Source organism: Mesorhizobium sp. B2-9-1 (assembly GCF_006439455.1).
Classification (GTDB): Bacteria; Pseudomonadota; Alphaproteobacteria; order Rhizobiales; family Rhizobiaceae; genus Mesorhizobium.
The window spans coordinates 724,050-747,093 of sequence record NZ_VFTP01000001.1; the positions used below are offsets into that span (position 1 = coordinate 724,050).

23 protein-coding genes are annotated in these 23,044 nt (G+C 62.6%); 17 read left to right on the top strand and 6 right to left on the bottom strand.

Features of this window, described 5'->3' with window-relative positions:
* Positions 1-20: 20 nt before the first annotated feature.
* A complete protein-coding gene (locus FJW05_RS03585) occupies positions 21-1,445 on the bottom strand; it encodes a D-alanyl-D-alanine carboxypeptidase (RefSeq protein WP_140627825.1) in 1,425 nt (474 codons plus the stop codon).
* A gap of 288 nt (positions 1,446-1,733) precedes the next feature.
* Here FJW05_RS03585 and FJW05_RS03590 point away from each other — a divergent pair, with 288 nt between their 5' ends.
* From FJW05_RS03590 to clpA, 3 genes are all read left to right on the top strand, one after another.
* Positions 1,734-2,063, top strand: coding sequence for a phasin family protein (locus FJW05_RS03590; RefSeq protein WP_140627827.1), 330 nt, complete (start codon positions 1,734-1,736; stop codon positions 2,061-2,063).
* A gap of 277 nt (positions 2,064-2,340) precedes the next feature.
* Positions 2,341-2,667: an ATP-dependent Clp protease adapter ClpS gene (gene clpS / locus FJW05_RS03595; RefSeq protein ID WP_036258315.1), complete on the top strand. Its 327-nt coding sequence runs from the start codon at positions 2,341-2,343 to the stop codon at positions 2,665-2,667.
* A gap of 6 nt (positions 2,668-2,673) precedes the next feature.
* Positions 2,674-5,139 (top strand): ATP-dependent Clp protease ATP-binding subunit ClpA, encoded by a 2,466-nt coding sequence (gene clpA / locus FJW05_RS03600; protein WP_095765347.1) that lies wholly within the window; start codon positions 2,674-2,676, stop codon positions 5,137-5,139.
* Between the two features lie 90 nt (positions 5,140-5,229).
* Here clpA and FJW05_RS03605 read toward each other — a convergent pair whose 3' ends face one another.
* The 4 genes from FJW05_RS03605 to FJW05_RS03620 all read right to left on the bottom strand — a co-directional run bounded on the left by FJW05_RS03605 (position 5,230) and on the right by FJW05_RS03620 (position 8,388).
* Positions 5,230-5,658, bottom strand: coding sequence for an HIT domain-containing protein (locus FJW05_RS03605; protein ID WP_140627829.1), 429 nt, complete (start codon positions 5,656-5,658; stop codon positions 5,230-5,232).
* Positions 5,659-5,916: 258 nt separating this feature from the next.
* Positions 5,917-7,131: a GNAT family N-acetyltransferase gene (locus tag FJW05_RS03610; RefSeq protein ID WP_140627831.1), complete on the bottom strand. Its 1,215-nt coding sequence runs from the start codon at positions 7,129-7,131 to the stop codon at positions 5,917-5,919.
* Positions 7,132-7,186: 55 nt separating this feature from the next.
* Complete coding sequence (locus FJW05_RS03615; protein ID WP_140627832.1) at positions 7,187-7,915, bottom strand: glycerophosphodiester phosphodiesterase; 729 nt, start codon at positions 7,913-7,915, stop codon at positions 7,187-7,189.
* An 8-nt stretch (positions 7,916-7,923) separates the two neighbouring features.
* Complete coding sequence (locus tag FJW05_RS03620; RefSeq protein WP_140627834.1) at positions 7,924-8,388, bottom strand: RidA family protein; 465 nt, start codon at positions 8,386-8,388, stop codon at positions 7,924-7,926.
* Between the two features lie 139 nt (positions 8,389-8,527).
* Here FJW05_RS03620 and FJW05_RS03625 point away from each other — a divergent pair, with 139 nt between their 5' ends.
* The 4 genes from FJW05_RS03625 to tsf all read left to right on the top strand — a co-directional run bounded on the left by FJW05_RS03625 (position 8,528) and on the right by tsf (position 11,742).
* Positions 8,528-9,358 (top strand): cell envelope integrity EipB family protein, encoded by an 831-nt coding sequence (locus FJW05_RS03625; RefSeq protein ID WP_140627836.1) that lies wholly within the window; start codon positions 8,528-8,530, stop codon positions 9,356-9,358.
* 82 nt (positions 9,359-9,440) lie between these two features.
* Positions 9,441-9,719, top strand: coding sequence for a DUF4031 domain-containing protein (locus FJW05_RS03630; RefSeq protein ID WP_140627838.1), 279 nt, complete (start codon positions 9,441-9,443; stop codon positions 9,717-9,719).
* 201 nt (positions 9,720-9,920) lie between these two features.
* Positions 9,921-10,700, top strand: a complete 780-nt coding sequence (rpsB, locus tag FJW05_RS03635; RefSeq protein ID WP_140545916.1) for a 30S ribosomal protein S2 — start codon at positions 9,921-9,923, stop codon at positions 10,698-10,700.
* Positions 10,701-10,821: 121 nt separating this feature from the next.
* On the top strand, positions 10,822-11,742 hold the full coding sequence (gene tsf / locus FJW05_RS03640) for a translation elongation factor Ts (RefSeq protein ID WP_140627840.1): 921 nt from the start codon (positions 10,822-10,824) through the stop codon (positions 11,740-11,742).
* A 54-nt stretch (positions 11,743-11,796) separates the two neighbouring features.
* Here the strand turns inward: tsf and FJW05_RS03645 are convergent, their stop codons facing one another.
* Positions 11,797-12,723: a LysR family transcriptional regulator gene (locus tag FJW05_RS03645; protein ID WP_140627842.1), complete on the bottom strand. Its 927-nt coding sequence runs from the start codon at positions 12,721-12,723 to the stop codon at positions 11,797-11,799.
* Between the two features lie 114 nt (positions 12,724-12,837).
* On the opposite strand from FJW05_RS03645, the gene FJW05_RS03650 reads away from it, so the two are divergent.
* The 10 genes from FJW05_RS03650 (at position 12,838) to fabZ (ending at position 23,041) form a co-directional block, all read left to right on the top strand.
* Positions 12,838-13,365 (top strand): nuclear transport factor 2 family protein, encoded by a 528-nt coding sequence (locus FJW05_RS03650; RefSeq protein WP_140627843.1) that lies wholly within the window; start codon positions 12,838-12,840, stop codon positions 13,363-13,365.
* Positions 13,366-13,400: 35 nt separating this feature from the next.
* On the top strand, positions 13,401-14,510 hold the full coding sequence (locus FJW05_RS03655; RefSeq protein ID WP_140627845.1) for an aldo/keto reductase: 1,110 nt from the start codon (positions 13,401-13,403) through the stop codon (positions 14,508-14,510).
* 168 nt (positions 14,511-14,678) lie between these two features.
* The gene (gene pyrH / locus FJW05_RS03660; protein WP_095765617.1) at positions 14,679-15,401 is read left to right on the top strand and encodes a UMP kinase; all 723 of its coding nucleotides are present in this window, start codon (positions 14,679-14,681) and stop codon (positions 15,399-15,401) included.
* A gap of 84 nt (positions 15,402-15,485) precedes the next feature.
* Positions 15,486-16,040: a ribosome recycling factor gene (gene frr, locus FJW05_RS03665; protein WP_140545921.1), complete on the top strand. Its 555-nt coding sequence runs from the start codon at positions 15,486-15,488 to the stop codon at positions 16,038-16,040.
* Positions 16,041-16,071: 31 nt separating this feature from the next.
* The gene (locus FJW05_RS03670) at positions 16,072-16,791 is read left to right on the top strand and encodes an isoprenyl transferase (protein WP_140627848.1); all 720 of its coding nucleotides are present in this window, start codon (positions 16,072-16,074) and stop codon (positions 16,789-16,791) included.
* Between the two features lie 11 nt (positions 16,792-16,802).
* Positions 16,803-17,618 (top strand): phosphatidate cytidylyltransferase, encoded by an 816-nt coding sequence (locus FJW05_RS03675; RefSeq protein WP_140627849.1) that lies wholly within the window; start codon positions 16,803-16,805, stop codon positions 17,616-17,618.
* 104 nt (positions 17,619-17,722) lie between these two features.
* Positions 17,723-18,865, top strand: coding sequence for an RIP metalloprotease RseP (rseP, locus tag FJW05_RS03680; RefSeq protein WP_140627851.1), 1,143 nt, complete (start codon positions 17,723-17,725; stop codon positions 18,863-18,865).
* Between the two features lie 218 nt (positions 18,866-19,083).
* A complete protein-coding gene (bamA, locus tag FJW05_RS03685; protein WP_140627853.1) occupies positions 19,084-21,453 on the top strand; it encodes an outer membrane protein assembly factor BamA in 2,370 nt (789 codons plus the stop codon).
* Between the two features lie 78 nt (positions 21,454-21,531).
* Complete coding sequence (lpxD, locus tag FJW05_RS03690) at positions 21,532-22,587, top strand: UDP-3-O-(3-hydroxymyristoyl)glucosamine N-acyltransferase (RefSeq protein WP_140545926.1); 1,056 nt, start codon at positions 21,532-21,534, stop codon at positions 22,585-22,587.
* Positions 22,580-23,041, top strand: coding sequence for a 3-hydroxyacyl-ACP dehydratase FabZ (gene fabZ / locus FJW05_RS03695; protein WP_140627854.1), 462 nt, complete (start codon positions 22,580-22,582; stop codon positions 23,039-23,041). Before lpxD ends, fabZ begins: the two co-directional genes overlap by 8 nt.
* The last annotated feature ends 3 nt before the right edge of the window (positions 23,042-23,044 follow it).

The window sequence follows — 23,044 nt, forward strand, 5'->3', positions numbered from 1 at the left end:
CCGGAGATTTCAACAGCCGCCTATTGCTCGACGGCGTAGCACGAGATTTTCTTGCGCTTCAGGGCGTCGCAGGCCTTCCAGGCTGCGTCCTTCGAGCCGAAGCCGCCGAAACGGGCGCGGTAGTAGGTGGTGCCGTCCTTGTCGAAAGCGACCGTGAAGCCCGATGCGTCCGCCAGGACCCTCGGCGCCTGCTTGCTCGTCTTTTCGAGCAGCGCCTGGGCTCCGGTTTTCGTCGGCGACGATGCAACCTGAACGACCCAGCCGGAGGGCACCGACGATGTCTTGACCGGATCGATCGCCGGTGCTGCGGGCGCTGGGTCGGCATAGGCGGTGACGACCTGGGCCGAGGCTTCCTCGGTTTTGGCGGGCGGCGCCATCGCGGCCACGGCAACCGTCTTCACCTTCTTGATCTGGATCACCGGTCTCGTCTCTTCGGCGACCTGTTGGCTGTCGTCCTGGACGTCATCGTCGGCTGAGGCGACGACAGCGTCATCCGTAGCCGGCTTGGCGTCCGGAGTCGGCGCGTCATGCTTGGGCAAAAGGACCTTGGCCAAGGTCTTGATCGGATTGTCGTTGCCCTTGGCGATGAGATCGCCGCCGCCGCGCGTCGAGGCGCGCGGCAGATAGGTGTTGATCAGCGCGGCCATCTGGTTGTCGCGGCTGCGGCCGGAAGCGCCGCCCATCACCACCGCGACGAGGCGGCGGTCGCCATCGGCAACGGAGGAGACGAGGTTGTAGCCTGAAGCGCGGGTGTACCCGGTCTTGATGCCGTCGACGCCCCTGATGCGGCCGAGCAGACGGTTGTGGCCGTTGATGCGCTGACGCCCGTAGAGAAACGAGCGCTGCGAGAAATAGCCGTAATATTGCGGATAATGCTCGCGCAGCGCGATGCCCAGCATCGCCATGTCGTGAGCGGTGGTGAACTGGCCCGGGTCGGGCAGGCCGTTGGCGTTGCGGAAGACGGTGCCGTTCATGCCGAGCTGGCGCGCCTTGGCCGTCATCATGCGGGCGAAATTGTCCTCGCTGCCGCCAAGCATCTCGCCGAGCGCGGTCGCCGAGTCATTGGCGGATTTCGTCACGATCGACAGAATCGCGGTCTCGACCGGAACCGAGCCGCCGGCGCGCACGCCGAGCTTGGTCGGCGCCTCGGCGGCGGCATGAGCGGAAAACGGAACCGGGGTGTTCTTGCTGATCCTGCCCTTCGCCAGTGCTTCGAAGGTGAGGTAGAGGGTCATCATCTTGGTAAGCGAGGCGGGATAGCGCCGGCCATTGGCGTCAGCGGAGTAGAGCACCTTGCCGGTCTTGGCGTCCACGACGATGGCCGAGGATCTCGCTGCCATTGCCGACGCCACGTCGGCGACGACAACCGTCATCGCGAGCGCGGCGATCATGATTGCCTTGAGGGAGAAAGATTTGGAGACCAGCCCCGACAACGCCTGACGCACCGTTACTTACCCTGAATTTTCGTTGCCCCGGAGGCGGCAAAGGGAGTGCCGGCCTCACTTCCGGCCAAGCTATCGCGCCCAGCGTTACCAATCCGTTTATGGTAACCGCCGCGTTCACCATTTTTCGGCAAATCGAGCTTCTCTTTAATCGAATTTTACCGGCCGCCGGCGCTGGACCCCCTGCATGCCAAGGGATTCTTGACTTTTGTGCATCGCACAATATATTGAGGTGCATTGCACAAGGGCGCCCGGGGCAAAAAGGGCGTTTCAACCAAAGGGAAGTATGAAATGACCCAGACCTATGAGGACTTCACGAAATACGGCAAGGAATTTGCCGACACCGGGCTGAAGAGCTTCGCCTCGCTCACCAAGGGCGCGCAGGCGATCGCCACCGAAGCCGGCGAATACACCAAGAAGAGCTTCGAAGCCGGCACCGCCGCCTTCGAGAAGCTGTTCGCGGCCAAGTCCGTCGAGAAGGCCGTCGAGATCCAGGCCGATTACGCCAAGCAGAGCTATGAGAGCTTCGTGGCCGAGGCCAGCAAGATCGGCAATCTCTATGCCGAGCTCGCCAAGGAAGCGTACAAGCCCTTCGAATCGGTGGTCGCCAAGGCGAAGTAATTTCGCCCGATCACACCGGACACGGCCAGCGGGCCAATCAAAAGCACCCGGTCGCGGAAACGCGGCCGGGTTTTTTCATGCGCGATCGCAACCTGACGCACCTTGCCGCATTCACGATTGAGAAATTCGCTGAGGTTTGCCCACCTAGCCATATTGTCAGCTAAACAGAAGGGCTTAAAATCGTCCATCGAGAACCTACATGTTGAACTCGCATGAGGATTCGAAAAGGCTGGACTACGTGACGATCGGTTTGACTGCCACGGCAGGCGTGGTGCGAATGCAAAGTGACGGAGACCGCAACGATCCCGGTCGCGGCACCGCTGTCATCACGCGCACCAAAACCAAGACCAAGAAGCCCAGTCTCTACCGGGTCCTCATTCTGAACGACGACTACACCCCGATGGAGTTCGTCGTTCACGTCCTGGAGCGTTTTTTCCAAAAGGACCGCGAAGCCGCCACACGCATCATGCTTCATGTTCACAATCATGGAGTGGGCGAGTGCGGCATCTACACATTCGAGGTGGCCGAGACCAAAGTGTCCCAGGTCATGGATTTCGCCCGACAGAATCAGCATCCGCTGCAATGCGTGATGGAGAAGAAGTGAGGTAACATGCCGGCTTTCTCCCAAGGCCTGGAAAAGGCGCTACATCAGGCGCTGACATTCGCCAACGAGCGGCATCATGAGTATGCGACGCTCGAACATTTGCTGCTTGCCCTGATCGACGACACCGAGGCGGCCGCCGTCATGCGCGCCTGCAACGTCGATCTCGACGAGCTCAAGCATACGGTTCTCACCTATATCGACACCGAGCTCGACAACCTCGTCACCGGTTACGATGAGGATTCGAAACCGACGGCAGGTTTCCAGCGCGTCATCCAGCGCGCCGTGATCCATGTGCAATCGTCCGGCCGCGAGGAAGTGTCCGGCGCCAATGTGCTCGTCGCCATCTTCGCCGAGCGCGAGAGCCACGCCGCCTATTTCCTGCAGGAACAGCAGATGACCCGCTATGATGCGGTCAATTACATCTCGCATGGCATTGCCAAGCGCCCGGGCGCTTCGGAATCGCGCACGCCGCGCGGCGCCGAGGACGAGCAGGGCGGCCAGAACGGCGCCGAGCCGCAGGAAGAGGGCGGCAAGAAGAAGCAGCAGGACGCGCTGACGGCCTACTGCGTCAACCTCAACAACAAGGCCCGGGCCGGCAAGATCGATCCGCTGATCGGTCGCGACAGCGAGATCAACCGCACCATCCAGGTGCTGTGCCGCCGTTCCAAGAACAACCCGCTCTATGTCGGCGACCCGGGGGTCGGCAAGACGGCGATCGCCGAAGGCCTCGCCAAGCGCATCGTCGAAGGCGATGTGCCGGAAGTGCTGCAGGACGCCACCATCTTCGCGCTCGACATGGGCACGCTGTTGGCCGGCACCCGCTATCGCGGCGACTTCGAGGAGCGGCTGAAGCAGGTCGTCAAGGAGCTCGAGGACTATCCGGGCGCGGTGCTGTTCATCGACGAGATCCACACGGTGATCGGGGCCGGCGCCACCTCGGGCGGCGCCATGGATGCATCGAACCTTCTGAAGCCGGCGCTGTCGTCCGGCGCCATCCGCTGCATCGGCTCGACCACCTACAAGGAGTTCCGCCAGTTCTTCGAGAAGGACCGCGCGCTGGTGCGGCGCTTCCAGAAGATCGACGTCAACGAGCCGACCATCGAGGACGCCATCGAGATCATGAAGGGCCTGAAGCCCTATTTCGAGGAGTTCCACAAGGTCCGCTACACGAGCGAGGCAATCAAGGCCTCGGTCGAGCTGTCGGCGCGCTACATCAACGACCGCAAGCTGCCGGACAAGGCGATCGACGTGATCGACGAAACCGGCGCCTCGCAGATGCTGGTGCCGGAAGCCAAGCGCAAGAAGACGATCGGCATCAAGGAGATCGAGGCGACGATCGCCACCATGGCGCGCATCCCGCCGAAGACGGTCTCGGCGGATGATGAGAAGGTGCTGCAGGGGCTCGATATCGAGCTGAAGCGCGTGGTCTACGGCCAGGATACGGCCATCACCGCGCTGACCTCGGCGATCAAGCTGGCGCGCGCCGGCCTGCGCGAACCGGAGAAGCCTATCGGCTCCTACCTGTTCTCAGGGCCAACCGGCGTCGGCAAGACCGAAGTGGCGAAGCAGCTTGCCGCCTCGCTCGGCGTCGAACTGATCCGCTTCGACATGTCGGAATACATGGAACGCCACACCGTCTCGCGGCTGATCGGCGCGCCTCCCGGCTATGTCGGCTTCGACCAGGGCGGCCTGCTCACCGACGGCGTCGATCAGCATCCGCATTGCGTGCTGTTGCTCGATGAGGTCGAGAAGGCGCATCCGGACCTGTTCAACATCCTGTTGCAGGTGATGGACCATGGCAAGCTGACGGACCACAACGGCAAGCAGATCGATTTCCGCAACGTGATCCTGATCATGACCACCAATGCTGGCGCCTCGGACGCGCAGCGCGCGGCAATCGGCTTCGGCTCGACCAAGCGCGAGGGCGACGACGTCGAGGCGATCAACCGGCTGTTCACGCCGGAGTTCCGCAACCGCCTGGACGCGATCATCCCGTTCGGTTCGCTGCCGGTGCCGGTCATCCATCAGGTGGTGCAGAAGTTCGTCATGCAGCTCGAGGCCCAGCTCTCCGAGCGGGGCGTCACCTTCGACCTGTCGCCGGACGCGATCGCCTGGCTGGCCGACAAGGGCTATGACGAGCGCATGGGCGCGCGTCCGCTCGGCCGCGTCATCCAGGAGCACATCAAGAAGCCCCTGGCCGACGAGGTGCTGTTCGGCAAGCTCAAGAAGGGCGGCACGGTGCGCGTCACCGTCGAGAAGAAGGAAACCGGCGAGTCCGGCCTGAAGCTCGAATCGCTCGCCGACGAGTCGCCCGTGCAGCCGAAGAAGGAAGAGCCGGAAGACTCGCCGAAGCCGAAGAAGGCGGTGGCCAAGAAGCCGGCGCCCAAGAAGGCCGTGGCGCAGAAGCCGGAGCCGAAGGGCAAGGACGGCAACAAACGCAGCCTTGTGCCGCAACTGCCGCGCAAGGGCTGATCGGCCTTCATGTGAAATGCAAAAGAGCCCCGGCAATGGGGCTCTTTTCTTTTGAGCGGTCAGCGCGCAGTCACCGGGTCGAAGGCTGGGTCAGCTTCCCAGCGCCGCGCGGATCTTGCCGGCGTTCTCGGCCAGCACTTCCGGCTTCTCCATCTGGCCGGAATGCGGCTTCAACGGCACGCCTTCGAAGCGAGGCACGACGTGGACATGGAGATGGTAGACGGTCTGCCCGGAGGCCGATTCGTTGAACTGCATGAGGGTGACGCCGTCGGCGTCGAAGGCCTTTTTCACTGCCACCGCCACCTTCTGGACGACCGCGAACAGCGGACCGAGCGTTGCCGGATCGGCGTCGAGCATGTTGCGCGACGGCGCCTTGGGCATCACCAGCGTGTGGCCCATGCCTTGCGGCATCACATCCATGAAGGCGACGACCGCATCGTCCTCGTAGACGCGGTGCGACGGAATCTCGCCGCGCAGGATTTTCGCGAAGATATTGCCGGGATCATAGGCTTCGGCCATGGGTGACACTCCCAATTGCATTCACCGTCCGGTGTAGCGAAGCCGCCGATGGGCGGCAAGGCGCTCAGGCGAGATCGACAAAGCGCCTCGTAAGGAAGGGATTCAGCCGAGGCGCCTTAAGTCTCTGTTTTCATGCAGGTCGTTCTCGCCGCTGCGAAGTTTTGATCGGCTTGCATCAAGCCGGCGTCATTCGCTCAGGACTATCGGCTGTTGTTGACGGCACGCCGTGCTGCCGGAAAGCCGCACCGACCGCGAGACCTATTCCCCAAGGTCCTTGCGGAAGGGCGTGTGCTCTTCGAGATATTCGCCCATGCGCTCGACCTCGCGTCGCTCGCGCCTGAGGTAGTCGGCGACGGCGTTGCGCAAACCGGGATGCGAGAAGTAGTGCGCCGAATGCATGGTCACCGGCCGGTAGCCGCGCGCCAGCTTGTGCTCGCCCTGCGCGCCTGCCTCCACCACTTTGAGCTTGCGCTCGATGGCGAAATCGATCGCCTGATGGTAGCAGACCTCGAAATGCAGGAAGGGGTGATCCTCGATGCAACCCCAGTTGCGTCCGTAGAGCGCGTCGGAACCGATGAAGTTGATGGCGCCGGCAATGTAGCGGCCGTTCCGCTTTGCCATCACCAGCAGGATGTCGTCGGCCATGCGCTCGCCGATCAGCGAGAAGAACTGTCGGTTGAGATAGGGCCGCCCCCATTTCCTCCCGCCGGTATCCATGTAGAAGGCGAAGAAATCGTCCCAGGCGCTTTCGGTGATGTCCTTGCCGGTCAGCCAGTCGATCGAGATGCCGTCGGCAAGCGCTTCGCGGCGCTCCTTCTTCATTGCCTTGCGCTTGCGCGAGGCCAGCGTGGCGAGGAAGTCGTCATAGGTCGAAAAGCCTTCGTTGAAGAAATGGAACTGCTGGTCGGTGCGATGCAGGAAGCCCGCCGCTTCCAGTGTCGCCACATCGGGCTCGGTTGCGAAGGTGACATGCGCGGACGAGACGCCGAGCTTGTCGGTCACGAGCTTCAGGCCTTCCGCCAGTCCTGCCTTCACCGCACTTTCATTCTCGCCTTTGCCGACCAGCAGGCGAGGGCCGGTGACTGGTGAAAACGGCACCGAGCATTGCAACTTGGGATAATAGCGGCCGCCGGCGCGTTCGAAAGCATCCGACCAGCCGTGGTCGAAGACATATTCGCCCTGGCTGTGCGATTTGAGGTAACAAGGGACGGCGCCGAGAAGCCTGCCTTGCGCGGTTTCCAGCCGCAGGTGATGACCCTGCCAGCCGGTGCGCCGGACAGCGCAGCCGGAATCTTCCAGTGCGCTTAGAAAAGCAAATGAAACCAGCGGGTTGTAGCCGTTTTCTTGGTCGCCACGCGTGGTTCCGGCAAAGCCGTTCCATTCCTCGCAGGTGAAGGCGCCGATACCCGCCGCGATGCGGATCGCATAATCCGCGTTCGCTGCCTGTCCATCGTCTTCGTCGCCCTGATCCATGGGGCTTATTTAAGCTTCGCAGGGGCAGCTACAAGTCACGTTTGAGGCACCCGGCTCAGCCAACTCTCACCACGCCGGGCTCGAAACCCTCGAAGGTCATCTGGTCGGCATATTTGAAGGTGAGGTCGACCGCCGGCTGGTCATGCACGGTCCAGGTGATGACCGGCATTTTCAGCTTTTCGCGCACGAAGCTGACGAAGGGGTTGGGCAGGTCGCCGGCAGCGTAGGAAGTGAAGGCGAGATCGTGCGCGAGCATGGAGAAATGCGCCTCGATCAACTGGTTGTCCCTGCCATAGGCGGTCAGCCCGCCGGGGATGCCGGGGGCCTCCTTGGCGAAGTCGCGGATCAGCCAGTGATCGAACGACATGATCGCTACCTTGCCGTCATAGCGCTCGAGCAGCCGGCCGACGCTGGCCACCAGCCCGGCATCATGGCCGGGAACGCCTTTCAACTCGACCACCAGCGGCACACGGCCGTCGATCAGGTCGAGCGCCTCCTCGAGCGTCGGCACGTGGTCCTTGGTGCCGCCGATCTTGAGCGTCGCCAGTTCGGCCGCGGTGCGTTGCCAGACGAAGCCATCCTGGCCGGTGAGGCGTTTCGGCTCGCCGTCATGGATGATGACCGGGACGCCGTCGGACGAGATATGTACGTCGCATTCGATGGCATAGCCGCGCTCGGCGGCCGCGGCGAAAGCCGACAGCGTGTTTTCCCAGCGCGTCTTGTTCATGTCGTGGAAGCCGCGATGCGCGACGGGCTGCGCAATCAGCCAGGACAGATCGGTCATGTTGAGCCTCACTCGACTTCGAAGATCGCTTCGATCTCAACCGCGGCGTTGAGCGGTAGCGAGGCGGTGCCGACGGCGGAGCGGGCATGCTTGCCGCGCTCGCCGAGTGCGGCGACCAGGAAGTCGGAGGCGCCGTTGGCGACAAGATGCTGCTCGACGAAATCCGGCGCGGAGGCGACGAAGACGGTGATCTTGACCAGGCGCCGGATCTTTTCGAGATCGCCAAGTGCGGCCTTGGCCTGCGCCAGGAGGTTGATGGCGCAGAATTTCGCGCCTTCCTTGCCTGCAGCGGTGTCGATGTCGCGGCCGAGCAACCCGCTTGCCTGCAGCTTGCCGTCCTTCAGCGGCAACTGGCCGGCGGTGAACAGCGTGTTGCCGGTGCGGCAATAGGGCACGTAATTGGCGGCGGGAGCGGCGGCGGCCGGGAGGGTGACGCCAAGATCGCTTAGCCGCTTTTCGATTGTTTCGCTCATTGGTTTTCCCTATTGCTGGAAGACGCCGCGTTGGCCGGGCCGAAATTGCTATTTTTGCCTCGCTTCCGCCACGACTTTTTTTAAGCTGGACCATCTTTCCCTGCGGTCTGCCTCGCGGCCGCGACGATCGGAGCAACGCATGCGCGCAACGCGCCTTTTTCTCGCCGCCGCCTGTTTCTCGGCGATGCTCCCGATGGCGCCGGCGCTTGCAGTGCCCGCGCTGCAGGCGCATCGCGCCGTCTACGATCTCACGCTCAACAAGGCCTCCGACCGCTCAGGCATTACCGGCATCACCGGCCGCATGGTCTATGAGTTCAATGGTTCCGCCTGCGAAGGCTATACGGTGAAATTCCGCTTCGTCACCCAGATTGCCACCGCCGAAGGTACAAAGCTGACGGACCAGCAGACGACCACGTTCGAGGATGCCGAAGGCAAAACTTTTTCGTTCGTGACGAAATCCTTCACCGACCAGAACCTCGACAAGGAAGTGAAAGGCACCGCGACCCGGGAGCAGAAGGGCCTCAAAGTCGAGATCGACAAGCCTGAGAAGAACAGCCTCGAGCTTGCAGCGACGCAGTTCCCGACCCAGCATCTGGTCGAGCTGATCGGCAAGGCCGAAAAGGGCGAGAATTTCTACCAGACCAACCTGTTCGACGGCTCCGAGGACGCCAACAAGGTGATGACCACCACCGTCATCGTCGGCAAGAAGACCGACGTCCAGAAATCCGACCCGGAGGCGCCGGCGCTGGCCAAGCTCGCCACCGACAAATACTGGCCGGTTGACATCGCCTATTTCGACGATACCGACAAAAAAGGCGAAGAGGTGCCGGAATACCGGATCAGCTTCAAGCTGCACGAGAACGGCATCACCCGCGACCTCGTCATGGACTATGGCGAATTCTCGATGACCGGCAAGCTGGTGAACCTGTCGCTGTTCGATCAGACCAAGCCTTGCCCGGCGTCGAAATAGCAATTGCTGACGGCAGCCGGCCCGGCTTGCAGGCTTGGCCTCCGAATACCATGCGTGAGGCTCACCGAATGCGGTGGGCCTGATGGCAATCTATGTCGATGCGGCGATCTGGAAATGGGCCGGCCACCGCTGGTGCCATCTGCTCGCCGACAATACCGACGAACTCCATCGCTTTGCAGCCGAGCTGGGCCTTAAGCGCTCGTCCTATCAGGGGCCGCCCAAGACATCGGCGCCGCATTACGATATCACTGGCTTCGAGCGTGATCGCGCGGTCAGGCTTGGGGCGATCGAATGCAGCCGCGAGGAGATCGTCGCGATCTTTCGCCGCGTCAGGGTGCCGAACGGCAAGATAAAACGCTGAGATTTGGGCGGATCGCCGCAGGCGGGGACGTTTTCGGGCGCGCGGCTTGCGTTAATCGGACTTCCCCTCTATATGCGCGCTCATTCCACACACGGACTTTGGTGTCTGCCCGGGAGAAATCCGGCTGAGACCTCCGGTGGCATCAGGACATAAGTCCGAAATGCCTGTGTCCGTGGAGGCCAACCGGAAAGGAACTAAAGAATGGCTCTGCCAGATTTCAGCATGCGCCAGCTTTTGGAAGCTGGTGTCCACTTCGGCCACCAGACCCACCGCTGGAACCCGAAGATGGCGCCTTACATCTATGGCGCCCGCAACAACATCCACATCATCGATCTGTCGCAGACGGTGCCGCTGCTGCACCAGGCCCTGAAGCAGGTGTCCGACACCGTCGCCAAGGGCGGCCGCGTGCTGTTCGTCGGCACCAAGCGCCAGGCGTCCGACATCGTCGCCGACGCTGCGCAGCGTTCGGCCCAGTATTATGTCAACTCGCGTTGGCTGGGCGGCATGCTCACCAACTGGAAGACGATCTCGAACTCGATCCAGCGCCTGCGCAAGCTCGACGAGACGCTCTCCGGCGAGGCCCAGGGCCTCACCAAGAAGGAGCGCCTGAACCTCGACCGCGAGCGCGAGAAGCTCAACAAGGCTCTCGGCGGCATCAAGGACATGGGCTCGACGCCGGACCTGATGTTCGTCATCGACACCAACAAGGAAGCGATCGCCATCCTCGAGGCCAAGCGCCTCGGCATCCCGGTCGTGGCCATCATCGATTCGAACTGCGACCCGGACAAGATCGACTTCCCGATCCCCGGCAATGACGACGCGGCCCGCGCCATCCAGCTCTATTGCGACCTGATCGCCAAGGCCGCCATCGACGGCATCGCCCGTCAGCAGGGCGCGCTCGGCGTCGACATCGGCGCTTCGGCCGAGGCTCCGGTCGAGCCAGCGCTCGGCGCTCCGGCTGCCGAAGCTCCGGAAGCTTGATAAGGAAGGCCGGATCCCGGCCTTCATCTTTCCAATAAGTTGGCGCGCTAAAGCGCTTTTGCCGAGCGCATCACCCGAGTCCCGGTTGGTGCGTCGGCGCATTTGAGACAAAGAGGCGACAATGAGCATTTCGGCTGCACAGGTCAAAGAACTCCGCGACTTGACCGGCGCGGGCATGATGGACTGCAAGGCGGCGTTGAACGAGACCAACGGCGACATGGAAGCGGCCGTCGACTGGCTGCGCAAGAAGGGTATCTCCAAGGCCGACAAGAAGGCCGGGCGCACTGCCGCCGAGGGCCTGATCGGCGTCGACGCCGGCGTGCGTGAAGCGGCCATCGTCGAGGTCAATTCCGAAACCGACTTCGTCGCCCGCAACGAGCAGTTCCAGGAACTGGTCCGCAATGTCGCGAAGGTCGCGCTCGCCTATGGCGCAACCGAAGCGGTTGCCGCCGCCAAATATCCGGGTTCCGACAAGACGGTCACCGAGACCGTCAAGGATGCGGTCGGCACCATCGGCGAGAACATCAATTTCCGCCGCTCGGCCAAGCTCACCGTGCCGCATGGCGTGGTGGCGACCTATGTCCACAATGCGGTTGCCGATGGGCTGGGCAAGCTCGGCGTGCTGGTCGCGATCGAGACCACCGGCAACGAGCATGCCGCGAACGCCTTTGCCCGCCAGGTTGCCATGCACGTCGCCGCCACCAACCCGGTGGCGCTGACGGCCGAAGAGGTCGACCCGGCGCTGATCGAGCGCGAGAAGGCGATCTTCTCCGACCAGGCGCGCCAGTCGGGCAAGCCGGAAGCGATCATCGAGAAGATGGTCGAGGGCCGCCTGCGCAAGTTTTACGAAGAGGTGGTGCTTTTGAAGCAGGCGTTCGTGCTCAATCCCGACATCACCGTCGAGAAGGCGCTGAAGGATGCCGAGAAGGAGATCGGCGCTCCGGCGAAGATCACCGCTTATCTCCGCTTCGCTCTGGGCGAAGGCATAGAGAAGGAAACGACCGATTTCGCGGCGGAAGTCGCGGCCGCGGTCAAGAAATAGCTCCGATCCGAGGGGGAGCGCGCAGCGTTTCCTTAAGGTGACGAGCTTACGAGCTCAGGCGACTCGGCCGGGTGTCCGCATGGATGCCCGGCCGATTTCTTGCGCGGTGTCGATAAAGGCCCTCAGCTTCGGCGCCATCGATGCGCGCCGCGGAAAATAAAGGAAGAGCCCGGGCTCTTCGATCGCTGTCTGCGGCAGGATCTGGACGAGGCGGCCGGCTGCCAGGTCGGCGCGCACCAGCGGCTCGAAGACGTAGGCGAGCCCGACGCCGGCCAGCGCCAGATCGATGGCGCCAAGCGAATCTGTAACGACGGCCGTGCCGCGCGTTTCGACAACGACATCCTTGCCGTTGTCGTTCAGCTCCCAGCGATAAAGCGCACCCGATCGGACCAGCCGGTAGCCGATGCAGTTGTGATCGGCGAGATCGGCCACGTCGCGCGGACGGCCGCGCTTTGCGACATAGGCGGGAGAAGCAACGATCACGGCTCTGAACGGCGGCGTCATCCTGACGGTGACCATGTCCTGCGCGATCATTTCACCCAGCCGGATGCCGGCGTCAAACCCTTCCCCGACGATATCGATAAGGCCCTGATCGGCAACGATCTCGACCGTCACGTCGGGGTAGCGTTCGGCCATCGCCGCGACCACCGGCATCACCGCCAGGGGGATCGCTATGGTGGAGGCGTTGATCCTGAGCAGGCCGGCGGGCCTTCCCTTCACACCGCGGATGCGGTCCATCCGCTCGGCGATGTCCTGCAGGGCAGGGCCCGCCGTCTCCACCAGCGCTTTGCCTGCCTCGGTCAGCGAGACGCTGCGCGTCGTGCGCGCAAAGAGCGGCTGGCCGATGCGCTCCTCCACCAGCCGCACCGCATGGCTGACGGCAGACGGGCTCATGCCGAGTTCAGCCGCGGCAAGCGCGAAGCCTCCGCGCCGCGCCACGGCGACGATGACCGGAAGGTGTGTGAGCAGATCGCGATCCATTCATGAATGATATCGCACAGTTTTTGCGAACAATGCAATCTTATCGATGCCCCTGAGCTGGCTCATATTGGCGTCAACACATCGGCGGTGGGCTGATGGCCAAGGAGAGACGAAATGAACGCGTTGAGACATGTAACTTTTGCCGCAGGAATAGTGCTGGCGCCGGTCGATGCCGGCGGTGCCGAACCGGCCGGCTGGCAGGCCCTTGCCGACGAGCGCGCCGTCATCCGCATCGCCGACGCCATCGACCGCGCGGTGGATGCGCAGGACTGGAAGCTGGCGCGCAGCTATTTCGCCGAGCGTGTCACCGCCGATTTCAGCAGCCTGTCCGGCCAGCCCGCGGCCAACATCGCGTCCGACGACCTGATCGGCGCCTGGGCGGGCAACCTCAAGGGCAGCAAGACCAGCCTGCATCTGCGCACCAACCATCAGGTCGTGCTCGAAGCCGATGCCGCAACTGTCCGCTCCAACGGCTATGCCTGGAACCGGATGGAAGGCAATGGCGATCCGCTCTGGGAAGTCTGGGGCACCTATGAGCACCACCTGACGCGCTCGGCTTCCGGCTGGAAGGTCGACGGCTTCACCTTCCGCATGACGCATGAGCGCGGCAATCCCTGGGTCAAGGCGACCCCCGGCCAGTGACCGGCAGGAAATCAGTTAAGAATCGGGAGACCACCATGACCATGACCTATTACACGCTTGGCAACAGCGGCCTGCGCGTCAGCCGGCTGGCGCTCGGCACCATGACCTTCGGCACCGAATGGGGCTGGGGCGCGGACAGGGACACAGCCCACGCGATGTTCGACGCCTATGTCGAAGCGGGCGGCAACTTCTTCGACACGGCCGACCTCTATACCGGCGGTACCGCCGAGACCTGGCTCGGCGAGTTCGTCGCCGAGCGCGGCCTGCGCGACAAGGCGGTGATCGCCACAAAATTCACCATGAATTCCGAGGCCGGCAATCCGAACGCCGGCGGCAACGGCCGCAAGAACATCATGCGGGCGGTGGACGCCTCGCTGAAACGGCTCGGCACCGACTATATCGACCTTTATCTTCTGCATGTATGGGACAGGATTACCCCGGCCGAGGAGGTGCTGCGCACGCTGGACGACCTCGTTCGCGCCGGCAAGGTGCGCCATATCGGCCTCTCCGACGTGCCGGCTTGGTATGCCGGCCGCGCCCAGGCGATCGCCGAACTGCGCGGCTACGAGCCGGTCTCGGCGCTGCAGCTCGAATATTCGCTCGCCGAGCGCGCCATCGAACATGAGTATGTGCCTTTCGGCACACGTCACGGCGCCGGCATTATGGTGTGGAGCCCTTTGGCCAGCGGGCTGCTCAGCGGCAAATACAAGCCGACGCAAGCCGGAAGGGCCGGGCGGCTCGACGGTTTCCGCAACACCACGCATCCCGGCTTCCAGAAGTTCAGCGACCGCAACTGGGCGATCGTGGCGGAGCTCGAGAAGGTGGCAGCCGAGCTCGGCCGCAGCATGGCCCAGGTTGCGCTCAACTGGGCGGCGACGCAGCCAGGCATCGCTTCCGTCATCCTTGGAGCGACGAAGCTCACTCAGCTGCAGGACAATCTCGGCGCGCTCGATTTTTCGATTCCCGCCGAGCTTCGCGCGCGGCTGGAAAAGGTCAGCGCCATGCCGGCGCCGTTCCCGCATTCCTATTTCGGCTCCGAGATCCAGGTCCGGGTGACTGGCGGCGCCGTGACCGGCGACAAGCCGGCCGGTTATTCGCCCGCGGTCATGATCGAAGGCGAAGCGGTCAGCGTCTCCAGCCGTTGATCAAAGAGGCGGCAACTGACCGAAAAAGCCTGGAATTTTGCACGAGGGCGCGGCGTGACATCGCCGCGCCCTTCGTGTATCGGGTCAACCCGTCATGACAGCATCGCCGGATGAAGCGGGGGCGGTTTTGCCTCCAAAATTGCCGCGCCGAGATATTCGAGGAATGAGATGACGGTGAAGCCCCTCTATCGACGTGTCGTGCTGAAGGCTTCCGGCGAAGCGTTGATGGGCGAGCAGCATTTCGGCATCGATGTCTCCGTTGTCGACCGCATCGCCGCCGACATTGCCGAGGCGCGGGCGCTGGGCGTCGAAGTGGGTGTCGTCATCGGCGGCGGCAACATTTTTCGCGGCGTGGCTGTGGCCTCGAAAGGCGGCGACCGGGTCACCGGCGATCACATGGGCATGCTCGCCACCGTCATCAACTCGCTGGCGCTGCGCACCTCGCTCAACAAGATCGGCGTCGATGCCGTCGTGCTTTCGGCGATCGCCATGCCGGAACTTTGCGAGAGTTTTTCCCAACGCCAGGCGACAGCCTATATGAACCAGGGCAAGGTGGTCATATTCGCCGGCGGAACCGGCAATCCGTTCTTCACCACCGATTCGGCCGCGGCCCTGCGCGCCGCCGAGATCGGCGCCGATGCGCTGTTCAAGGGCACGCAGGTCGACGGGGTCTATTCGGCCGACCCCAAGAAGGACCCGAACGCGGTCCGTTTCGACCGCATCAGCCACGCCGAAGTCATCAAACGCGGGCTTGCGATCATGGACACCGCCGCGATTGCACTTGCGCGTGAAAACAACATTCCGATAATCGTCTATTCGATCCACGAAAAAGGTGGTTTCGGCGATATTCTAAGGGGCGGCGGCCATTGCACGGTCGTCGCTGACAAATAACCGAGGCCGGGATCCGTTGAACGGTACCGCGGACGGGACGACGGCATAAGCAGTGAACCCGGCGAACGGGTCGAGGAGATGATCATGAGTGGCGAGTTCGAAGACCTGAAGCGACGCATGGACGGGGCGATCGCCGCCTTCAAGCACGACCTGGCGTCGCTGCGCACCGGCCGAGCCTCCAGCAACCTGCTCGACGCCGTCCAGGTCCAGGCCTACGGCACGACGATGCCGATCAACCAGGTGGCCAACGTGACGGTGCCGGAGCCGCGCATGATTTCGGTCTCGGTCTGGGACAAGTCGATGGTCAGCGCGGTCGACCGCGCTATCCGCGAAGCCAATCTGGGCTTCAATCCGATCGTCGACGGCACCAATCTCAGGATCCCGCTGCCGGAGCTCAATGAGCAGCGCCGCAAGGAACTGGTCAAGATCTCGCATGGCTATGCCGAGAACGCACGCGTCGCGGTGCGCCATGTCCGCCGCGACGGCATGGATTTCCTCAAGAAGGCTGAGAAGGACGGCACCATCAGCGAGGACGATCACCGCAAGCGGTCCGACCAGGTCCAGAAGCTGACCGACGAGATGATCAGCACCATCGATCACCTGCTTTCCGATAAGGAAGCTGAAATCATGCAGGTTTAGGGTCGGGGTTTTCCGGCTCGAAAGCGAGACCATGGCAACGCCCGCGCATGTCGCGATCATCATGGATGGAAACGGACGCTGGGCCAAGGCGCGCGGCCTGCCGCGCCTTGCCGGGCATCGCGCCGGCGTCGAGGCTCTGCGCAAGACGGTGCGCGCCGCACCCGAGCTCGGCATCTCCTATCTGACGGTCTACGCATTTTCCTCGGAGAACTGGTCGCGGCCGAAATCCGAGGTCAGCGACCTCATGGGGCTTTTGAAGCTGTTCATCCGCCGCGATCTCGCCGAACTGCATCAGAACGGCGTGCGGGTGAGAGTGATCGGCGACAAAGAGGGGCTGCAGCCCGATATCCGGGGGCTGCTGCAGGAGGCCGAATCGCTGACCGCCGGCAACGAGGCGCTGACACTGGTCATCGCCTTCAATTACGGCGGCCGCGACGAGATCGTGCGCACAGCGCGCAAGCTGGCGGAGGCAGTCGCGCGCGGCGACATGGCGAGCGATGCGATCACGGCGGAAAGTTTCGCCGCTTCGCTCGACACAAAGGGCATTCCCGATCCCGAGTTGGTGATCCGAACCAGCGGCGAGCTCAGGCTGTCGAATTTCCTTCTCTGGCAGGCTGCCTATAGCGAGCTCGTCTTCCTGCCTTGCTATTGGCCTGACTTCAGCCGCGAGCATCTGGCCGACGCCTTGCGCGACTTTGCCGGCCGCGAACGACGCTTTGGCGGGCTCGCCGCCCGCGACGTCGCGCTTTAGGCGCTGCACGCATGAGCAACCTCCAGCAGCGCGTCATCTCGGCAATCGTGATGGCGGCTCTGACGCTCGCGCTCACCTGGCTCGGCGGATTGCCGTTCCGGCTGTTCTGCGCGGGAATAGCGGCGCTGATCTTCTATGAATGGACGCGCATGGCGCGCGCCGGGAACGGCGCGGCGCTCTGCTTCCTGCCCGAAGTGCTGATTCTGATCTTCGTCGGCGCGCTGATCGCCGGTCTGCCGGCCTTGTGGCTGCTGCTCCTCGTCGCGATCCTGGTGGCGGTCGCGGCCATTGTCGCTCGGACCAAGGGGGCCGCGCCGTGGGAAGCCTCGGGAGTGGCCTATGCGGCACTATCCGGCTTTTCGCTCGCCTATCTCCGTGACGACAATCATTCCGGGCTGATTGCGATTCTCTTCCTGTTTGCCGTGGTCTGGGCAACCGACATAGCGGCCTATTTCGTCGGCCGCGCGGTCGGCGGCCCGAAGCTCGCGCCGTCGATCTCGCCCGGCAAGACGCAGAGCGGCGCGCTTGGCGGCGCCGTCGGCGGCGTTATCGCCGGAGTTTTGCTTGCAATCGCAGCCGGCGCCGGCAATATCGTTCAGCTTGGCCTTGTGGCGCTTGCTCTGTCGATCGTTTCGCAAGCCGGCGATCTGTTCGAATCATGGGTCAAGCGCCGGCACGGCGCCAAGGATTCGAGCAACCTCATTCCCGGCCATGGCGGTGTCATGGACAGGGTGGACGGGCTTGTCGCGGCCGCGTTCGCACTGTACGTCATGGGTTGGATCGCGGCGGGCGCCGAGCATCCGGCACTGGGGCTGTTTCCGAACTGAACGACGCGGCAGCAAGGCGAAAAAGGGGCGTGGGCCGCGGATTCGCCCGGATTGATGCCACAGTCGCGGTGGAATGTCGCTCGCGGGCGAATTGAGGGCATGACTTGAACGACATCTTTCACGCGGTTTTCAGCACACAAGGCTTCGTCCTTGGCACGCTCGTGCCGTTTCTGTTTGTGCTGACCGTCGTCGTGTTCGTCCACGAGATGGGTCATTATCTGATCGGCCGCTGGTGCGGCATCGGCGTGAAGGCTTTTTCCATCGGCTTCGGCCCCGAGCTCTTCGGTTTTTACGACCGCCGCGGCACGCGCTGGAAGCTTTGCGCCATTCCGCTTGGCGGCTACGTCAAATTCGTCGGCGACATGAATGCGACGTCGAGCCAGCCGAGCACGGAAGAGATCGAATCGCTCACAGAGGCTGAGCGCGAGGTCGCCTTCCACACACAACCGATCTGGAAGCGCGCCGCTACCGTCGTTGCCGGGCCGCTGTTCAATTTCCTGCTGACGATCGCCGTGTTTGCGGTGCTGTTTTCCCTCTATGGCCGTCCGGTCCTGGAGCCGATGGTGGCCGAGGTCACCGCGGGCAGCCCGGCGGAAAAAGCCGGAATCCAGCCAGGCGACCGATTCGTCAAAGTCGACGGCAGCAAGGTGGAGACTTTCGCAGACGTGCAGCGGCTGGTTTCAGGCCGGGCTGGCGACGCCATCACCTTCACCATGCTGCGCGACGGCAAGGAAATCGAGGTTACGGCCGCGCCGGAGCCCATGGAGCAGCAGGATGCGCTGGGCAACAAGGTCAAGGTCGCGGTCATCGGCGTCGTCAACAATGCCGAGCTCGGTCAGCCGCGCCTGATCTCCTACACGCCGGCCGGCGCCGTGGTGGCGGCGGTCGAGGAAACCGGGCACGTGATCGAGCGCACCGGCCAATTCCTGCAGCGCTTTGCGCTTGGACGCGAGGACAAATGCCAGTTGGGCGGTCCGATCAAGATCGCGAAGATGTCGGGCCAGGCAGCCAAGCTCGGCTTCGAGTGGCTGGTGCAGCTTGTTGCATTTCTGTCAGTCGGAATAGGATTTCTCAATCTCCTGCCGATTCCCCCCCTCGACGGCGGCCACCTGTTGTTCTACGGCGTGGAGGCCGTCATAAGGCGGCCCGTTTCGGAGCGAACGATGGAGATGGCCTACCGGACCGGGTTGTTCCTGGTGCTCGGCTTCATGGGCTTCGTGTTTTGGAACGATCTGTTTGGATGCTGAAATCATGAAGAAATTTGGCTTCAGCGCCGGTCATATTGAGATGCCGTTTACCATGCGTGGGGATATGCGTGACGCGAAAGCCACGCGGTACGGTTAAGTAAATACAAATTAACCGGGAGCCTTGCGTGTAGGGAAAATCCGGTTAATACGGTAAGGGAAAATACCGCACGTCCGGTTTTCTCGCCGTGGGGACTACGAGAAAAAGGTACAAAAGCCCGATGAAGGCAGCATCCAAGTTTCTGAGCGCCGCTTCCGCGGCGGCTTTGTCCGCCGCTCTGGTCGTGCCAGGCGCGCTCGCAGTGCAGTTCGCCGCCACGTCGGTGGCCGAGGCCGCGGTCATCTCGCGTGTCGAGGTCAGCGGCAACCAGCGCGTCGATGCGGAAACCATCCGCAATTACATTTCGATCAAGCCGGGCAAGCCTTTTTCCAGCTCCGATATCGACGACGCCGTCAAGGCGCTGTTCGGCACGGGTCTGTTCTCGGACGTTCAGATCAACCAGGTCGGTTCGAGCCTTGTCGTCAAGGTTTCCGAATACAAGGTCGTCAACCAGGTCCTGTTCCAGGGCAACAAGAAGATCAAGGACAACGCGCTTCAGATGGGTATCCAGCTGAAGCCGCGTGCAACCTTCTCGCAGCAGGCGCTGGACGCCGATGTCGAGGCGATCAAGACGGCCTACAAGCGCATCGGCCGCGACGACGCCGCTGTGACCACGCAGGTCATGGATCTCGGCGACAACCGCGTGAACGTGGTCTTCAACATCAACGAAGGCGGCCGCACCCAGATCGCGGCGATCAACTTCGTCGGCAACCACGCTTATTCCAGCCGCCGCCTGTCGGACGTCATCAACACCAAGCGCTCGTCCTGGCTGTCCTTCGTGCTGCGCGACGACGTCTATGACGAGGACAAGCTGCGTGCCGACCAGGAACTGCTGCGCCGCTTCTACTACAATCACGGCTATGCCGACTTCCAGGTCGTCTCGGCTGTCGGCGAGCTTGACGACGCCACCAACAAATACACGGTCACCATCACCGTGCAGGAAGGCGATCGCTATACGTTCGGCGACGTCAGCGTGGAAAGCACCATTCCTGAAGTCGATTCGAAGTCGCTGGAATCGGCGGTCGAAACCCACAAGGGCGACGTCTACAACGCCAAGGACGTCGAGGATTCGATCGTCGCGTTGACCGAGAAGGTCGCGGGTTCGGGTTATGCCTTCGCTCAGGTGACGCCGCGCGGCGACCGCAATTTCGAGAACCACACCATTTCCGTCGTCTACACCATCGACCAGGGCACCAAGGCCTATGTCGAGCGCATCGAGATCCGCGGCAACGACCGCACGCGCGACTATGTCATCCGTCGCGAATTCGATGTCAGCGAAGGCGATGCCTTCAACCAGGTTCTCATCCAGCGCGCGAAGAAGCGGCTGGAAGCCCTTGATTATTTCCAGTCCGTCGATATCTCGACCGTCCCCGGCTCGGCGCCGGACCAGGTCGTGCTGGTGGTCACCGTGGTCGAGAAGTCGACCGGCGAGTTTTCGGTCGGTGCCGGTTATTCGACCGGCGGCGACACGCCTGGCCCGTCCGTCGAAGGATCGATCACGGAGCGCAACTTCCTCGGTCGCGGCCAGTACATCAAGCTGTCGGCCGGCGGCGGCAGGCATTCGCGCGACTATGCTATTTCGTTCACCGAGCCTTACTTCCTCGGCCGGCGTATCGCGGCGGGCTTCGACATTTACAAGTCGACTAGAGAATATAACAATCACTACGACAGCGACACGACTGGCGCGACCATCCGTTTCGGGTTGCCAATCACCGATAATATTTCAACGCAGCTGGCGTATAATATCTCGCAAGAGAAATATAAGGTCGATAGCAGCTGTAACCCCACCGACGTGGACCCCGATGGCACATGCAACATTTCGCCTGCTATCTTGGAAGGCGTAGAGCAAAGTCCTTGGATCAAGTCGTCAGTTAGTCTTGGGCTGGTGTACAACACCATCGACGACATGAAGAACCCACATGAGGGACTCTACATTACTGGCACGACAGAGGTTGCTGGTCTCGGTGGTGACGCCAAGTGGGTGAAGCTAACCGGGCGAGCCAGTGTTTACCAGACTTTGTCGGAGCAACTCGACCTGGTTGGCCTGGTTTCCGGTGGCGCTGGCTATATCGCTGGCTATGGAAACGATGGCCTGCGCATCTTCGATCAATTCCAAAGCAATGATCGTATGATCCGCGGTTTTGAATATGGCGGTATCGGCCCTGTGGACTCCAACACAGGGGACCACCTCGGCGGCACGACCTATTTTAATGCGTCGGCTGAAGCTCAGTTCCCGCTGCCGGTCATCCCTGAAAGTTTTGGCTTGCGAGGCGCCGTATTTGCCGACGCGGCGACGCTGTATGGTAGCGCAATCGATACTGCAGGTGTCACCCAATCCTCGACGGACATGAAACTCCGTGCTTCGGTCGGTGTCGGCCTGATGTGGGCCTCGCCGTTCGGTCCGATCCGCATCGACTACGCGATCCCGGTCAAGAAAGAGTCGACTGACAACGTTCAGGAATTCAACTTCGGTATCGCGACCCGCTTCTAATTTCGTGGTTGCGATGGTTCCGGGCCGGATGACGGCCCGGAGTGGACCGATCCAACCCAGCTGGATATTACTTCTGGAATGACCGATCCGGTGTTCTTCGCGCCTTCACGCCGGTACACGGCTGGCGAGGTCGCGAATCTGACCGGCGCCAGCCTGTTCGATTCCGATCAGGCCGAAATTGCCATCGAGGCGCTGGCTCCCGCCAACGAGGGTGGCAACGGCGCGCTCGTCTTTGTCGACGGCAAGCGCAATTTCGCCTTGATGCCGTCGCTCAGGGCGGCCGCGGTGCTATGCCCCGCCGATTTTGCCAGCAAGGCGCCGCCGGGCATCGCAGTGCTCATGCATCCGCGCCCGCAGCAAGCTTTCGCGATGGTCGGGCGCCTGTTGTTTCCGCAGGCTGCGACCCCGGGGCCATTGACCGGAGAGACCGGCATATCGCCCCACGCGTTTATCGATCCATCCGCGCATATCGAGGACGGGGCGATCGTAGAGGCGGGCGCCGTGATCGGTCCCGGCGTATCCATCGGCAGCGGCACGGTCGTTGCGCCCCACGCTGTTGTCGGCCGTTCCTGCCAGATCGGCCGCGACGGCTTCATCGGCCCCGGCGTCAGCATTCAATATGCGCTGATCGGCAACCGCGTCATCATCCATGGCGGCGCCAGGATCGGCCAGGACGGTTTCGGCTTCGTTGGCGGCGCCAAAGGGCCTGAACGCGTGCCGCAGATCGGCCGCGTCATCATCCAGGACGATGTCGAGGTGGGCTCCAATTCGACCGTCGACCGCGGCGCCATGTCCGACACCGTCATCGGCCAAGGCACCAAGATCGACAATCTGGTGCAGATCGCCCACAATGTTCGCATCGGCCGCAATTGCATTATAGCCGGGCTTTCGGGTATCTCCGGTTCCGTCGTCGTCGGTGACAACGTCACCATGGGCGGCGGTGTCGGCCTTGCCGATCATCTGACCATCGGGCCAGGAGCCAAGCTTGCTGCGAGAAGTGGATTCATGAACAACGTGCCGGCAGGCGAGGTCTGGGGAGGTTATCCGGCGCAACCCATGGCGGAAGCCATGCGTGAGATAGCAATGCTGCGCAGGATGGCCAGGACGCGCAAGCAAGGCGACGGAAATGGCTGATACAGTGGCAACATCACTCGATGCGCTCGACATCATGGGGCTTATGAAGCTCCTGCCGCATCGCTATCCGTTCCTGCTGATCGATCGCATCGTCGACATAGACGGCGACGAGTCCGCTGTCGGCATCAAGAACGTGACCATCAACGAGCCGCATTTCCAGGGCCATTTTCCCCAGCAGCCAGTCATGCCCGGCGTGCTCATCATCGAGGCGATGGCCCAGACCGCGGGCGCGATCTGCATTCGCAGCCTCAACACCGAGAAGCCGTCGCTGGTTTATTTCATGACCATCGACAACGCGAAATTCCGCAAGCCGGTCGTTCCGGGCGATCAGCTCAGGATCCACGTCAAAAAGATCAAGAAACGCGGCAACCTGCTGAAATTCGCCTGCGAGGCGATGGTCGACGGCGCAAAAGCCGCCGAAGCCGAGGTTTCGGCCATGATGGTTACCGGCTGACGG